Raw genomic sequence first — 14,136 nt, 5'->3', positions numbered from 1 at the left:
ACCGGCCATCTGACCGGGGCGAACCAGCCCCCGGCGACGCGACGCTCGACGCAGCGAGGCGACGGACCGCAGCGAGACCACGCCGAGCGGGCGCCACCCACAGATCCAGGAGGAACACCATGTCGTCCCACCTCACGCGCATCGCCCGGGCCGCCATCGCGGCCGCCCTGATGCTGCTGACCCTGTCCGGGCTCGCGGTCGCCGGCGTCGTCCGCAGCACCAGCCAGAGCCACGCGGCGACACCCGGCGGAGCCAGTCCCGACAGACCGCCCGACCGGCCATCATCGGGTGGGCGCCTCGTCGTCGCCGTCGCCCTCGGAGCCTCCGGAACCGTCGGCAGCGACGCCCTCGCACCGTTCGAGGTGTTCGCCAGCTCGCCGGCGTTCTCCGTCTACACCGTGGCGGCCAGTGCCGCACCGGCGCCCGTCGACGGCGGCCCGGCCATCGTCCCGACCTACACCTTCGCCGATGTCGCCGCAGGCCGGGCGACGAGGCCGGACGTCGTCGTCGTCCCGGCCGTCGACGACCCGGACGGCGAGGCGGAGGCCCCGCTGCGAGCCTGGGTGGTCGAGCAGTCGCAGCGCGGTGCGCGGATCCTCTCGGTCTGCGCCGGCGCGCGGCTGCTGGCCGCCACCGGGCTGCTGGAGGGGCGGACCGCCACCAGCCACTGGTCGCGGATCAGCGCCCTGACGGAGCAGCACCCCGAGACGCGCTGGGTGGACGGCGAACGGTACGTCGACGACGGATCGATCACCACCACCGCGGGGATCACCTCCGGCATCCCCGGCGCCCTCCACCTCGTCGACCAGCTGGCCGGCACCCCGGAAGCTGTCCGCGTCGGCCGGCTCGTCCACTACCCGAACTGGTCACCCACCGCGTCGACGACGATCCCGGTGCAGTCCCTCACCGCCGCCGACCTGCCGGTCGCCCTCGACCTCGCCGTGCCCTGGTTCCGACCGACCCTCGGCCTGGCGCTCGCCGACGGCGTCAGCGAGCTCGACGTCGCCAGCGCCTTCGAGGTGTACTCCAACTCCTACGCCGCCCGTGCGATCGCCATCGCCACCGGCAGCACCGTCACCACCCGGCACGGGGTCGTCCTGGCGGCCCATCCCCTCGCCGACGCCCCTCCTCTGGACCGGGTCGTGGTGCCGGCCACCAGCGACGGCACCGCCGGCGGAACCCAGATCCGCGGCTGGGCCGCCCAGCAGGGACTGCCGGTCGACGCGCTGCGGGGACCGGGCGGCGACGCCGGGTTCGACGGGGGCCTGGAGTACCTGGCGGCGACCGCCGGTCGCGCGACCGCGGTGTCCGCGGCCAAGATGATCGACTACCCGACCGACACCCTGGAGCTGGCCGAGGGCACCGCCGGGCTGCGGGTGCCGCTGCTGGTGGTGCTCGGCCTGCTGCTGGCCGGGGCCGTCGGCTTCGTTCCCACCCTTGTCCGCCGCTCTGTGCGCCGCAGCGCAGAACCTCCCGCGACGCGGCCGCCCCGACCCCGACCCCCGGCCGTCGGCCGTCCATCCACCACCCGCCCACCCGCCGATGTCGTGGTGCCGTCATGAACGGCCTCGTCGCGGCCGGCCTCGCGGAGGTCGCCCTGGGCGCCGTGCTCGGCTTCCCCTACGCGCTGACCCTCGAAGGCGGCCCGGCGTCCAAGCGGCTGATGGCGACCCTGCGCATCAACCACCCGCGTCGGCTCCGGCAGCTGCACCTGGACCTCATCATCATGGGCAGCCTGCTCATCGCCGCCGGGGCGGCGGTGCCCGACCTGCCGCTGGCCCCCGTGCTCGCCGTCGGCATCGGCGGCTGGACCAACGCCCTGCTGTTCGCACCGCTGATGGTCGACGAGAAGCTCCAGGCGACCGTCGTCTTCCGGGTCCTCACCGTCGCCTCGTTCCTCGCCGTCAGCACCGGCTGGGTCTGGATCGCCGTGATCGCCCTCGGCCGCCTCTAGCGGCCCGCGACCAGCCCGCCACCCGCCACCTGCCACCTGCCACCTGCCACCCAACCGGAAGGAATCTCGCCATGACCTCACGCGCTCCCGTCCACCACGCGGACGACCCCGCCCGAGCCCGGCCGCACGACGTCAGACCGGGGTCGGCGCCAACCCGCACCGGGTCAGCTCCCGGCAGGGCCGGTCACGAGCCTGACGGTCATCGGGCCGCCATCGGCTGGGGGATCGTGGTCGGCATCGCCACCGCGGCTGCACCGCTCGCCTTCTGGTGGCTGCCAGCGGCGACGGTCTACGCCGTCGGGCTGGCGTTCATCGCCGCCGTCTACCTCGGCTTCGCCGTCGCTGACGGCCGCCGCCACGTGATCGCGGTCGAGGTCGGCGTCCTCAGCGCCTTCGTCCTCGTGGCAGCGGCCGCCGTCACCGCGACACCCTGGGTCGTCGTGGCCGGACTGGCTGGCCACGGGCTCAAGGACCTGTGGCAGCACCGCACCCGGTTCGTCGACAACACCCGGTGGTGGCCGCCGTTCTGCGCCACCGTCGACTGGGTCGCCGCCCTGCTCGTGGCGGTCGCGATCATCGCCGACGGAGGCCTCCGCTGACCCGGGCGGAGCTCGAACACCGGTGCCCCGGGAACCGGCGACGAGGTCGGCGACCGCCGCCCCGGACCCCGACCCACCCGGCGCTCGGACCGGTGGTCCGCGTGGCGCTGGCGGGAGACGTCAGAGCTCCGCCCGTACGAGAGGGGTGAGGGCCGAGGCCCAGAGGAGTGACGTGCCTGACCGAGGCTACTTCGAGGGAGTGGAGCTTAGGGGATTCGAACCCCTGACCTTCTCATTGCGAACGAGACGCGCTACCAACTGCGCCAAAGCCCCTCCGTCGGCTGCGCCGACCGCAGAACAATACCACTGGCGGGGCCGTGCTCCCCGCCACGACTCAGCTCGCGGCCGCCTGCCGGCCGTCGTCCTCGACGTCGGAACGGGCTGCCCGGACCGGGGCGGCGGGGGCGTCGGCGGTGACCGGCCCGTCGTGCCGGGTCGAGCTGGCCACACCCGGCCCGGAGAGGTCGATCGTCCGGACGGTGCGCGGCGCGAGCGGCTTGGAGACGTAGGTGGGGACGGTGATCGGCACCGGGTCCCAGAGGGCACTCGACGCCGAGGCGGTGGTGAGCGCCTTCGCCGGGGCGGACGTCGCGGCGACCAGGTCCTTGCGGCTCAGCCGCACGGTGGACTCGGTGTCACTGCCCCGCCGGACCCGTGCGAAGCGGGCGTCGAGCTCCCGTCGCAGGGCGCGGACGCTGACCCGGGCGACGGCGAGGAAGGCCACCAGCAGCGCACCCGGGACCAGGACCAGCCCCCACGGCACCAGGCCCAGGGCGGCGACGGCGACGGTGGCGCTCAGCAGCGCGAGCAGGACCAGCAGGACCCGGCGACGACGGCTGGCCGCGACCTGCTCCAGGCGTCGCAGCTCGTGGATGGCGGCCCGGCGGGTGAGCGGCGTCGACACCTCGTACTCCGCGATCGGGCTCAGGTCCTGGTTGAGCAGCGGGGCCGTGCCGTGCCGGACGATCCGCATGGACTCCGAGAAACGGCTGGCGGGGTCGGCCTCGTCGACGACGAGCTCCTCCTCGCGACGGCGCACGAAGTGGGGCACGAGATAGGCCAGCCAGGCGATCGCGATCGCACCGAAGATCACACCCGTCGTCCCCACACCCGAACCGTAGGGGGCGGCCTCCGCCGGCCCCCGGACCTGCGGCGGTGTGTCGGGAAGAAACGGCCGGCGCGGGCCGACGACCCCGTTCCCTGAGCCTGTCGAAGGGCCTTCGACAGGCTCAGGCCGCGGACGCCGGCTCGGGCCGCGGACGCCGGCTCGGGCCGCGGACGCCGGCTCGGGCCGCGGACGCCGGCCGCCGGCCGCCGGCTCGGGCCGCGCGGGCGGAGGGTCAGCGGGGACGCAGGCTCTCCCACCGCTGCAGCAGGCCGCCCGGGACCTCCTCGGCGTTCAGCGCGAACACCAGGTGGTCGCGCCAGTCGCCGTCGATGTGCAGGTAGCGGGGCCGCAGGCCTTCGGGCCGGAACCCCAGCTTGGTCACCACCCGCAGGCTCTTGTCGTTCTCCGGCCGGATGGCGATCTCGATCCGGTGCAGGTGCATGACCTCGAAGCAGTAGTCGACGGCCAGCGCCACGGCCGTGGGGATGATGCCGCGGCCGGCCAGGCGCTCGTCCACCCAGTAGCCGATCTGGCCCCAGGCCGCCGAGCCCCCGACGATGCCGCTGACCGTCAGCTGTCCGGCGAGCTGCGGCCGGCCGCGGCCGTCGCCGTCCCAGAAGACCAACCAGGGCAGCATCCGACCCTCCCGGGCCTGCCGCGACAGCGTCCGCACCAGCCCTGCGTACGTCGCGGGACCGGCGTGGCCGCCGGGCGGCAGCGTCGCCTCCCAGGGCCGCAGCCAGCTCGCGTTCGCCCGCCGCACGCGCTCCCAGTCGGCCCGGTCGCGCGTCCGCATCGGGGCGAGCCGGACCGGCCCGTGCCGGAGCGTCACCGGCCAGTGGTGCCGGCCGGACATCTGGAGTGCGGACACGCTGCGCTGCGGCCGCTCGACGTCTCCGCCCACCTCAGGGCCGCCTCCCGGGGCGGCTGCGCTCACCGGGGATGGTCGGCACCACGCAGCTGGGCCACGGCGTGCGGCAGGACGGGGGCCAGCACGGCCATCCCGTCGCGGGCTCCCCCGGTCGAACCGGGGAGGTTGACCACCAGGGTCTGACCAGCGACGCCGGCGACGCCACGGCTGAGCAGCGCCGTCGGCACCCCGTGGTCCACGCCGTACCGGGCGATCTCGGCGGCCAGCGCCGGGATCTCCCGCTGCACGACGCTCCGGGTCTGCTCCGGGGTGTGGTCGTCGGGGCTGAGGCCGGTGCCGCCGGTGGTGATGACCAGGGGCCGGCGGGCGGCGACGGCACCCCGCAGGGCGTCACCCACGGCGTCTCCGTCGGGCACCACCACCGCGTCGCCGACGGCGAAGCCGAGGGCCCGCAGCGCCTCCACGACGACCGGTCCCGAGCGGTCCTCGTACACGCCGGCCGACGCCCGGGTGGAGACCGTCAGCACCAGCGCCTCCGGCAGGCCCGCGTCGCCCGCCCCGTCGGTCGGACCGCTCACCGCTCCTCCTCCGCGCGCTGCCAGTCCCCGCGCCGGCCGCCCGACTTCGCCAGCACGCGGATGTCGGTGATCACCGCGGCCCGGTCGAGGGCCTTGATCATGTCCACGACGGTCAGCGCGGCTGTGCTCACGGCGGTCAGCGCCTCCATCTCGACGCCGGTGCGGTCCGTGGTCCGCACGGTGGCGGTCAGCTCGACGCCGTCGTCGGTGACCTCCGCCGTCACGTCGACCCCGCTGATCGAGAGCGGGTGGCAGAGCGGCACCAGGTCGGGGGTCCGCTTCGCCCCCTGGATGCCGGCGATCCGCGCCACGGCCAGCGCGTCGCCCTTGGGCACCGAGCCGTCCCGCAGGGCGGCGACGCACGCCGCGCTCAACCGGACCCGGCCGGCCGCGGTCGCGCTGCGCGCCGACACCTCCTTGGCCGACACGTCGACCATCCGCGCCTGGCCGGTCGCGGTCAGGTGCGGGAACGGCGTCTCGGCCATCAGGCGACCTCGTCCAGCAGCCAGACGTCCACGTCCTCGCCCGCCTCGACGGCGGTGACGTCCTCGGGCAGCACCACCAGCGCGTTGGCCCGGGCCAGGTCGGCCATCAGGTGCGAGCCGTGCCCGCCGGCCAGCTCGACCAGCCGGGTCCCGTCCTCGTCCACGGTGACGATGCCGCGGGCCAGCTGCCGCCGTCCGGGCGCCGAGCTGACCGGGTGGGTGACGCGGGCGCGGACCGTCGGTCGGGTGTAGGGGGTGACGCCCATCAGCCGGCGGATCGCAGGCCGGACGAAGGCCTCGAAGGAGACGAACGCGCTGACCGGGTTGCCCGGCAGCATGATCATCGGCGTCCGGTCGTCGCCGACCAGCCCGAAGCCCTGCGGCTTGCCCGGCTGCATGGCGACCTGGGTGAAGTCGGTGGCTCCCAGCTCCGGCATCACCGCCTTGACGACGTCGTAGTCGCCCTGGCTGACGCCGCCGGTGCTGACGACGAGGTCGGCGCGCACCAGCTGGTCGGTGATCAGCTGCTTGACCTGCTCGGGGTCGTCGCTGACCAGGCCGACCCGGAAGACGTGGGCGCCGGCCTGCCGGGCGGCAGCAGCCAGCAGGTAGGAGTTCGAGTCGTAGATCTGGTGGTCGTTGCCCAGTTCCAGGCCGGGCTCCACCAGCTCGGTGCCGGTGCTCACGACGGCGACCCGTGGCCGCGGCCGGACCAGCACCTGGTCGTGCCCGATGCCGGCCAGCAGGCCGATGTCGCGGGGGCCGAGCTGCTGGCCGACGGAGAAGAGGTGCGTCCCGGCCTCGACGTCCTCACCGACGTAGCGGACGTGCTGCCCGGCGGTGCTGGGTGCGTAGACGCGGACGTCGCTGCTGCCGCGGTCCGTGGCCTCGTAGGGGACGACGGCGTCGGCGCCCGCGGGCAGCGGGGCGCCGGTCATGATCTTGATCGCCGTGCCCGGCGACAGCCGGTGCAGGGCGTCCTGGCCGGCGGCGACCTCACCGACGACGGGCAGGCTCACCGGGCTCTCGTCCCCGGCGGCCTCGACGTCGACGGCGCGGACCGCGTAGCCGTCCATCGCGGAGTTGTCGAAGCGCGGCATGCTGATCGGCGCGTAGACGTCCTCGCACAGGCTGAGCCCCAGCGCGTCGAGCACGTGCTGGCTGAAGGCGGGCAGCGGCTCGAGGCAGCTCAGCAGGTAGTCGCGGTGGTCGTCGAGCGTGCGCAGGCCGGACGGCCCGGGCTCGGGCGGCGGGGGCAGCGGCTCGCGGGTCCGGTCCAGCGGAGCCGGGTCGTCACTCTTCTTGCGGCCGAACAGGGGCATACCGGCCACCCTAGATCCCGCTCCTCCGCGAGGCGCCGAACCGGGGCCCGTGCCGACTGGCCAGAAGCCCGTCGACCCCGGGGTCGGCGGGCTCGCGACACCTCGGGGAGTTGGGGGGCGCGCACTACAGTCGCCTGCGTGCCCGAAGGACATACGATCCACCGCCTGGCCCGACGGCACGCGAAGCTGTTCGGCGGTCAGACGCTGCACGCCTCGAGCCCGCAGGGCCGCTTCGACGGCGGCGCCGCCCTGCTCGACGGCCGCACCCTCGAGGGCACCGACGCCTACGGCAAGCACCTCTTCCACCGGTACGGGCGGGCCTCCGCCCCCGGCGGGGAGCCGAGCGCCCGCGCCCCCCGCGACGACCTGTACCTGCACGTCCACCTGGGCCTGTACGGCAAGTTCACCGAGGGCCACCTGCCCGCGCCGGAGCCCCGCGGCGCCCTCCGGCTGCGGCTGCAGGGCGACGTCGGCTACCTCGACCTGCGGGGACCGATCACCTGCGAGGTGATCACCCGCGGGGAGAAGGACGCCGTCGCCGCCAAGCTGGGGCCGGACCCGCTGCGGCCGGGGTCCGACCCGGCGCTGGCCCAGGCCAGGCTGGCGCGCAGCCGCACCGCGCTGGGCGCGCTGCTGATGAACCAGACCGTGCTGGCCGGGGTCGGCAACGTCTACCGCGCGGAGATCCTGTTCCGGCACGGCGTCCACCCCTACCTCGCGGGCCGCGACCTCGACCCGGTGGTCTGGCTGGACATGTGGGAGGACCTCGTCCGGCTGATGCGCGCCGGCGTGCGCAGCGGCAAGATCATCACCACCGACCCCGACGACCGGGAGCGCCGCTCGGGTCCCGCCCGCCGGGTCGACGCGCACTACGTCTACCGGCGGACCGGTGAGCCCTGCCGCCGCTGCGACACCCCGATCGCCCACGCGGTGATGGTGACCCGCAACCTCTTCTGGTGCCCGCGCTGCCAGCCCGAGCCGCGGACCGACGCCCGCGGGGCCGGCGCCGAGCTGGCCTCCGCGGTGGACGACGCGACGGTCACGCCGGACGAGGACGAGTGAGCCAGACCGTCGTCTCCCCCGGCAGCTGGTCGACGACCGGGGCGGCCGCGCTGCTCAGCAGCAGCTGACCCTCGGGCAGCGGCGCCGGGTCGCTGCCGAAGTTCATCACGCAGTGCCAGCCGCCCGGGCGCTCGAGGTGCAGCACCTCGTCCCCGGCCGGCAGCCAGGTCAGCGACTCCGGTCCCTGCAGGGTGCGCCGCAGCCGCAGCGCCTGCGTGTACAGCTCCAGCGTGGAGCCGGCGGCGCCGCGCTGCGCCGAGACCGCGGTCCGGGAGAACGCGGCCGGCTGCGGCAGCCAGGCCGCGCCGGAGCCGAACCCGTAGGAGGCGCCCTCGTCGGACCAGGGCAGTGGGACCCGGGCGCCGTCGCGGCCCTTCTTGGTGTTGAGCGTCCGCAGCCAGATCGGGTCCTGCAGCGCGCCGAGCGGGATGTCGGCCACCTCGTGGAGGCCGAGCTCCTCCCCCTGGTAGAGGTAGGACGAGCCGGGCAGGGCCAGCATCAGCAGCGTCGCCGCCCGGGCCCGCCGCAGCCCCTGCGCCTCGTCGAGCGGCGGCACCTGGCCCTCGCCCATCAGCCAGGCGTCCAGGTCGACGCCCCGCGGCAGCCCGTAGCGGGTGGCGTGCCGGACGACGTCGTGGTTGGACAGCACCCAGGTGGTGGACGAGCCGGCCCGCTCGGCCTCACCGAGGCAGAAGTCGATCACCGTGCGGAAGTCCTCGGCGCCGAAGTCGGCCTTGAGGAGGTCGAAGTTGAACGCCTGGCCGAGCTCGGTGGGACGGGCGTACAGCGCCCGGCGCTCCGACGGCGCGAAGGCCTCGGCGACGGCGGTGCGCGGCGGGTCGTAGCGGTCGAAGACCTCCCGGCGCCACTCGGCGTAGATCTCGTGCACCTCGTCGCGGTCGTACAGCGGGTCGGTGCCGTCGAGGGGCACGCCCTCGTCCTCCAGCGTCGGCTTGCTGCGCAGCGGCTCGGACAGGTCCTTGGCCAGCGCGTGCGCGACGTCGACCCGGTAGCCGTCGACGCCACGGTCGGCCCAGAAGCGCAGCGTGGTGAGGAAGTCCTCGTGCACCTCGGGGTTGCCCCAGTCGAGGTCCGGCTGCTCGGGCGCGAAGAGGTGGCAGTACCACTGGCCGTCCGGCACCCGTGTCCACGCGGGACCGCCGAAGTGGGAGATCCAGTCCGACGGCGGCTCGGCGCCGTCGGGGCCCAGCCCGTCGCGGAAGATGTAGCGCGCGCGGGCGGCGGAGCCGGGCGGGGACGCCAGCGCCTCCTGGAACCAGACGTGCAGGTCCGAGGTGTGGTTGGGGACGATGTCGACGACGACCTTGAGCCCGCGCGCCTTCGCCGCCGCCACCAGGGCGTCGAAGTCGGCCAGCGTGCCCAGCTCGGGGGCGACGTCGCGGTAGTCGGCGACGTCGTAGCCGCCGTCGGCGAGGGCCGAGGGGTAGAACGGGCTCAACCAGACGGCGTCCACGCCGAGGTCGGCCAGGTAGTCCATCCGCGAGGTGAGGCCGGGCAGGTCGCCGATGCCGTCGCCGTTGCTGTCGGCGAAGCTGCGCGGGTAGACCTGGTAGACGACGGCCTGGCGCCACCAGTCGCGGTCGTGGCTCGTCGGGGCGGAGTTGGCTGCGGTCACCGGCACGATGCTAGGGCCCCGAGGGCATCCCTAGCATGGAGGCGTGCCCGCGACCGCTGCCGACGACGACGCCCTGAGCGGGGCGAAGCAGGTGCTCCGGCACGCCGTCCAGCTGCGCCGCGAGAGCCGCCGCCCCGAGCAGCGGACGGCGGACGACGAGGCCCGGCTGGCCGTCGTCGACGAGGCCCTGGCCACCACCCTGCCGCGCACCGTCGCCGCCTACCTCTCCACCGGGGTCGAGCCGGGGACCCTGCAGCTGGTCGGCTGGCTGGCGGCCCACGGGGTGGAGGTCCTGCTGCCCGTGCTGAGCCTCGGTCCCGCGCCGGCGTGGGCACCGTACGGCGGTCCGGACGCCCTGCGGCTGGGTCGGCACGGGATCCTCGAGCCGACCACCGGCCCGCTGCCCGACGGCGGCCTGTCCCGCGCCGAGCTGGTGCTGTGCCCGGGGCTGGCCGCGAACCGGCGCGGCGACCGGCTGGGCCGGGGCGGCGGCTGGTACGACCGGGCGCTGGTGTCGGCGGACCCGGGCGCGCCGGTCTGGGTGCTGCTCAACGCCGACGAGGTGCTCGAGACCATCCCCGCCCAGGCGTGGGACCGGCCGGTCGACGCCATCGTGACGCCCGAGGCGCTGCTGCCCTGCGTGCGCTGACCCCTCAGACCACCGCGAACCCGGAAGCGCCGGTCGGCTCCTCCTCGGTGACGGTCTGGCGGTCGACCCGCGCCCTCACCGGCCCCCGGCGGGTCCAGGCGATCATCGCGTCGACGGCGTCGGGCTCGCCCTCGAAGACGGCCTCGACGCTGCCGTCCTCCCGGTTGGTCACCCAGCCGGAGACCCGCCGGCGGCGCGCCTCCCGGCGGGTGCTGTCGCGGAAGAACACGCCCTGCACCCGCCCGGTGACGACCACCCGGCGGCGGATCACAGCCATCTCGGTCCCTCCCGGCGACGGCGCGGTCAGGCCCGGCTGACCGTGACCGCCACGCGCTGCTTGTCGCCGATGTCGACGGCGTCCGGCCCGAGCGGCTGCTCGGCGGCCTCGAGCGAGGTGGCCAGGGTCTCGGTCCGGATCAGGGCGGCGTGCGTGTGCACCGCCGCGACCAGGTCCGCCCCGCCGCCCAGGGTGAGCGCGATCCGGTCGCTGACCTCGAACCCCGCCTCGCGGCGGGCCTGCTGCACGGCCCGGATGACGTCGCGGGCCAGGCCCTCGGCGGCGAGCTCGGGGGTGACCGCGGTGTCGAGGATGACGAAGCCGCCGCCCGGGAGCATCGCGACCGCGCGCTGGTCGGACGGGTCGGCGTCGGCCACGACGGTCTGCAGCGTGTACTCCCCCTCGACCAGCGCGATGCCGCCGGCGGTGACGGTGCCGTCGTCGGCCACCGACCAGTCGCCGCTCTTGCTGCCCCTGATGGCGACCTGCACCTGCTTGCCCAGCCGCGGGCCGGCGGCGCGGGCGTTGACCTGCAGGGTCTGCCGCACCCCGAAGGCGGACGCGTCGCCGGCGTCGACGTGGGTGAGCTCGACCGTCCGCACGTTGAGCTCGTCGGCGACGAGGCTGCGGAAGGGCTCCAGCGCGGCCGCGTCGTCGGCCACCACGGTCAGCTTGGCCAGCGGCAGCCGGACGCGGAGGTTCTCGGCCTTGCGCAGGCCGGAGCCGGTCGAGCAGACCTCGCGGACCCGGTCCATCGCGGCGACCAGGGCGTCGTCGGCGGGCAGCAGCGCGGCGTCCGGCCAGTCGGTCAGGTGCACCGAGCGGCCGCCGGTCAGGCCGCGCCAGATCTCCTCGGTGGTCAGCGGCAGCAGCGGGGCGATCGCCCGGCAGAGCACCTCCAGCACCGTGCGCAGGGTGTCGAACGCGGCGTGCGAGGCGGCGGACCCACCGTCCCAGAACCGCTCGCGGGAGCGCCGGATGTACCAGTTCGAGAGCACCTCGAGGAAGCCGCGGGTGGCGTCGCAGGCGGCGGCCACCTCGAGGCGGTCGAGCTCGGTGGTGAGCGTCTCCACGAGGTCGCGCAGCTTGGCGAGGACGTAGCGGTCGAGGACGTCGTCGGAGTCGTAGCGCTCCTGCGCCTCGTAGCCCCGCCCGGGGCTCGAGGGCGCGCCCGCACCGTCGCCTCCACCGTCGGCCACGTTGGCGTACAGGGAGAAGAAGTACCAGGCGTTCCAGAGCGGGATCATCACCTGCCGGACGCCCTCGCGGATGCCCTGCTCGGTGACGACGAGGTTGCCGCCCCGCAGGATCGGCGACGACATCAGGAACCAGCGCATCGCGTCGGCGCCGTCGCGGTCGAACACCTCGCTGACGTCGGGGTAGTTGCGCAGCGACTTGCTCATCTTCTGCCCGTCGCTGCCCAGCACGATGCCGTGGCTGATGCAGTTCTGGAACGCGGGCCGGTCGAAGAGGGCGGTGGCCAGCACGTGCATCGTGTAGAACCAGCCGCGCGTCTGGCCGATGTACTCGACGATGAAGTCGCCCGGGTAGTGGTGCTCGAACCAGTCGGCGTTCTCGAACGGGTAGTGCACCTGGGCGTAGGGCATCGAGCCCGAGTCGAACCAGACGTCGAGGACGTCCTCGATCCGGCGCATGGTCGAGCGCCCCGTCGGGTCGTCGGGGTTCGGCCGGGTCAGCTGGTCGACGTAGGGCCGGTGCAGGTCGGTCACCTCGACGCCGAAGTCGGCCTCCAGCTCGGCGATGGAGCCGTAGACGTCGACGCGCGGGTGGGCCGGGTCGTCGGACTTCCAGATCGGGATCGGGCTGCCCCAGAAGCGGTTGCGGCTGATCGACCAGTCCCGGGCGCCGGCCAGCCACTTGCCGAACTGGCCGTCCTTGACGTGCTCGGGCACCCAGGTGATCTGGTCGTTGAGCTGGACCATCCGCTCCTTGATCGCGGTCACGGCGACGAACCAGCTGGAGACGGCCTTGTAGATCAGCGGGTTCTTGCAGCGCCAGCAGTGCGGGTAGGGGTGGTCGTAGGTCTCGCGGCGCAGCAGCACCGTGCCCGGGGAGACCGAGCCGGTCGCCGCGCGCAGGTCGTCGATGATCGCCAGGTTGGCGTCGAAGACCTGCAGGCCGGCGTACTCGGGCACCTCGGCGGTGAACCTGCCGGCCGCGTCGACGGGGACGACGACGGCGATCCCGGCCGCGTCGGTGACGGCCTTGTCCTCCTCGCCGAAGGCGGGGGCGATGTGCACGAGGCCGGTGCCGTCCTCGGTGGTCACGTAGTCGGCGGCCAGCACCACGTGGGCGTTCTCGGTGCCGACGAAGTAGCGGAACGGCGGGGTGTAGCGGCGGCCCAGCAGGTCGGCGCCCTTCAGCCGCTCGACGACGTGGTCGGCGGCGTCCTCGCCCAGCTCACGGGCGTAGGCGGCCAGCCGGGACTCGGCGAGGACGTACCGCTCGCTGCGCCCGTCCTCGCCGGTGTGCTCGACGACGACGTAGTCGATGGCCGGGTTGACGGCCATGGCGAGGTTGCTGGGCAGGGTCCAGGGCGTCGTCGTCCAGATCAGCGCCAGCTCGCCGGTCTCCAGCCGGAAGCCGACGGTGACGGCCGGGTCCTGCCGGTTCTGGTAGACCTCGTCGTCCATCCGCAGCTCGTGGCTGGACAGCGGCGTCTCGTCGTTCCAGCAGTAGGGCAGCACCCGCAGGCCCTCGTAGACCAGGCCCTTGTCGTACAGGGTCTTGAGGGCCCAGAGCACGCTCTCCATGTAGGAGATGTCGAGAGTCTTGTAGTCGTGCTCGAAGTCGACCCAGCGCGCCTGGCGGGTGACGTAGGCCTGCCACTCGTCGGTGTAGCGCAGCACCGACTCCCGGCAGGCGTCGTTGAACTTGTCGATGCCCAGCTCGAGGATCTCGTCCTTCGTCTTCAGCCCCAGCTGGCGCATCGACTCCAGCTCGGCGGGCAGGCCGTGGCAGTCCCAGCCGAACCGGCGCTCGACGTGCCGGCCGCGCATCGTCTGGTAGCGCGGCACGATGTCCTTGACGTAGCCGGTCAGCAGGTGGCCGTAGTGCGGCAGGCCGTTCGCGAAGGGCGGGCCGTCGTAGAAGACGAACTCGTTGCTGCCGTTCTCCCCGGCCGGGTTGCGCTCCACGGAGGCCGTGAAGGTGTCGTCGGCCTTCCAGAACGCGAGCACCCGCTCCTCCAGCTCCGGGAACCGCGGGCTCGACGGAATGCTCGTCGACCCTTCGACGGGGTCCGGGGTCGACGGTCCGGTCGTCTGCTTCGGGTAGGTCATCGGGACGTCTCTTCCTCGTGGGCTGCTGCCTGCACGAGGACGACGTCACCGCCGCGGTACCACCTCGCTTGCCGCCCGCCGGTGCACCGGAGGACGACCGCTCTGGGTCGAAGGCGATGACGGGCCCACCCGTCCGGTTCTAGTGAGGCCTGGCGGCCCGTTCTTCCGGAGGCTCACCGGTGATGGCCGGATCACTGCCTGTGCCGCCATTCTAGGCCCGTCGGCCGGGTGGTCGGCCAACGCATTCCGGGCGGGGCGGGAGCGGCGGGAGGACGACACCGGACGAGGCCCGC

Annotated in this window: 13 protein-coding genes and 1 tRNA gene; 5 read left to right on the top strand and 9 right to left on the bottom strand. The window is 74.2% G+C overall.

Going from position 1 to position 14,136, the window contains the following annotated elements; translation table 11 throughout:
- Positions 1–119: 119 nt before the first annotated feature.
- From BLT72_RS03460 to BLT72_RS03450, 3 genes are all read left to right on the top strand, one after another.
- On the top strand, positions 120–1,562 hold the full coding sequence (locus BLT72_RS03460) for a DJ-1/PfpI family protein (protein ID WP_091410179.1): 1,443 nt from the start codon (positions 120–122) through the stop codon (positions 1,560–1,562).
- Positions 1,559–1,954, top strand: coding sequence for a hypothetical protein (locus tag BLT72_RS03455; RefSeq protein ID WP_091410177.1), 396 nt, complete (start codon positions 1,559–1,561; stop codon positions 1,952–1,954). The genes BLT72_RS03460 and BLT72_RS03455 overlap by 4 nt, the downstream gene beginning before the upstream one ends.
- Positions 1,955–2,181: 227 nt before the next feature.
- Entirely contained in the window at positions 2,182–2,553 is a 372-nt protein-coding gene (locus BLT72_RS03450) for a hypothetical protein (RefSeq protein ID WP_091410174.1), read from the top strand.
- Between the two features lie 200 nt (positions 2,554–2,753).
- Here BLT72_RS03450 and BLT72_RS03445 read toward each other — a convergent pair.
- From BLT72_RS03445 to glp, 6 genes are all read right to left on the bottom strand, one after another.
- Positions 2,754–2,826 (bottom strand) — tRNA-Ala (locus tag BLT72_RS03445).
- 61 nt (positions 2,827–2,887) lie between these two features.
- Positions 2,888–3,661, bottom strand: a complete 774-nt coding sequence (gene sepX / locus BLT72_RS03440; protein ID WP_157720280.1) for a divisome protein SepX/GlpR — start codon at positions 3,659–3,661, stop codon at positions 2,888–2,890.
- Positions 3,662–3,893: 232 nt separating this feature from the next.
- A complete protein-coding gene (locus BLT72_RS03435) occupies positions 3,894–4,517 on the bottom strand; it encodes a GNAT family N-acetyltransferase (RefSeq protein WP_091416609.1) in 624 nt (207 codons plus the stop codon).
- 77 nt (positions 4,518–4,594) lie between these two features.
- A complete protein-coding gene (locus BLT72_RS03430) occupies positions 4,595–5,110 on the bottom strand; it encodes a MogA/MoaB family molybdenum cofactor biosynthesis protein (protein ID WP_231930298.1) in 516 nt (171 codons plus the stop codon).
- On the bottom strand, positions 5,107–5,595 hold the full coding sequence (moaC, locus tag BLT72_RS03425) for a cyclic pyranopterin monophosphate synthase MoaC (RefSeq protein ID WP_091410170.1): 489 nt from the start codon (positions 5,593–5,595) through the stop codon (positions 5,107–5,109). Before moaC ends, BLT72_RS03430 begins: the two co-directional genes overlap by 4 nt.
- A complete protein-coding gene (glp, locus tag BLT72_RS03420) occupies positions 5,595–6,917 on the bottom strand; it encodes a molybdotransferase-like divisome protein Glp (RefSeq protein ID WP_091410168.1) in 1,323 nt (440 codons plus the stop codon). The genes moaC and glp overlap by 1 nt, the downstream gene beginning before the upstream one ends.
- A 138-nt stretch (positions 6,918–7,055) precedes the next feature.
- On the opposite strand from glp, the gene BLT72_RS03415 reads away from it, so the two are divergent.
- Positions 7,056–7,979, top strand: coding sequence for an Fpg/Nei family DNA glycosylase (locus tag BLT72_RS03415; RefSeq protein WP_091410165.1), 924 nt, complete (start codon positions 7,056–7,058; stop codon positions 7,977–7,979).
- Here the strand turns inward: BLT72_RS03415 and BLT72_RS03410 are convergent.
- Positions 7,957–9,615 (bottom strand): glycoside hydrolase family 13 protein, encoded by a 1,659-nt coding sequence (locus tag BLT72_RS03410; RefSeq protein WP_091410162.1) that lies wholly within the window; start codon positions 9,613–9,615, stop codon positions 7,957–7,959. The two genes, BLT72_RS03415 and BLT72_RS03410, sit on opposite strands and share 23 nt — an antisense overlap.
- 43 nt (positions 9,616–9,658) lie before the next feature.
- Here BLT72_RS03410 and BLT72_RS03405 point away from each other — a divergent pair, with 43 nt between their 5' ends.
- Complete coding sequence (locus BLT72_RS03405; RefSeq protein WP_091410159.1) at positions 9,659–10,264, top strand: 5-formyltetrahydrofolate cyclo-ligase; 606 nt, start codon at positions 9,659–9,661, stop codon at positions 10,262–10,264.
- Positions 10,265–10,268: 4 nt separating this feature from the next.
- On the opposite strand, the gene BLT72_RS03400 is transcribed toward BLT72_RS03405, so the two are convergent.
- On the bottom strand, positions 10,269–10,541 hold the full coding sequence (locus BLT72_RS03400; RefSeq protein WP_091410156.1) for an acylphosphatase: 273 nt from the start codon (positions 10,539–10,541) through the stop codon (positions 10,269–10,271).
- A gap of 26 nt (positions 10,542–10,567) precedes the next feature.
- Positions 10,568–13,843, bottom strand: a complete 3,276-nt coding sequence (ileS, locus tag BLT72_RS03395; RefSeq protein ID WP_091410153.1) for an isoleucine--tRNA ligase — start codon at positions 13,841–13,843, stop codon at positions 10,568–10,570.
- Positions 13,844–14,136 lie beyond the last annotated feature (293 nt).

The organism is Friedmanniella luteola (genome assembly GCF_900105065.1).
GTDB lineage: Bacteria > Actinomycetota > Actinomycetes > Propionibacteriales > Propionibacteriaceae > Microlunatus > Microlunatus luteolus.
This window is presented reverse-complemented; position numbering and strand designations above follow the sequence as displayed.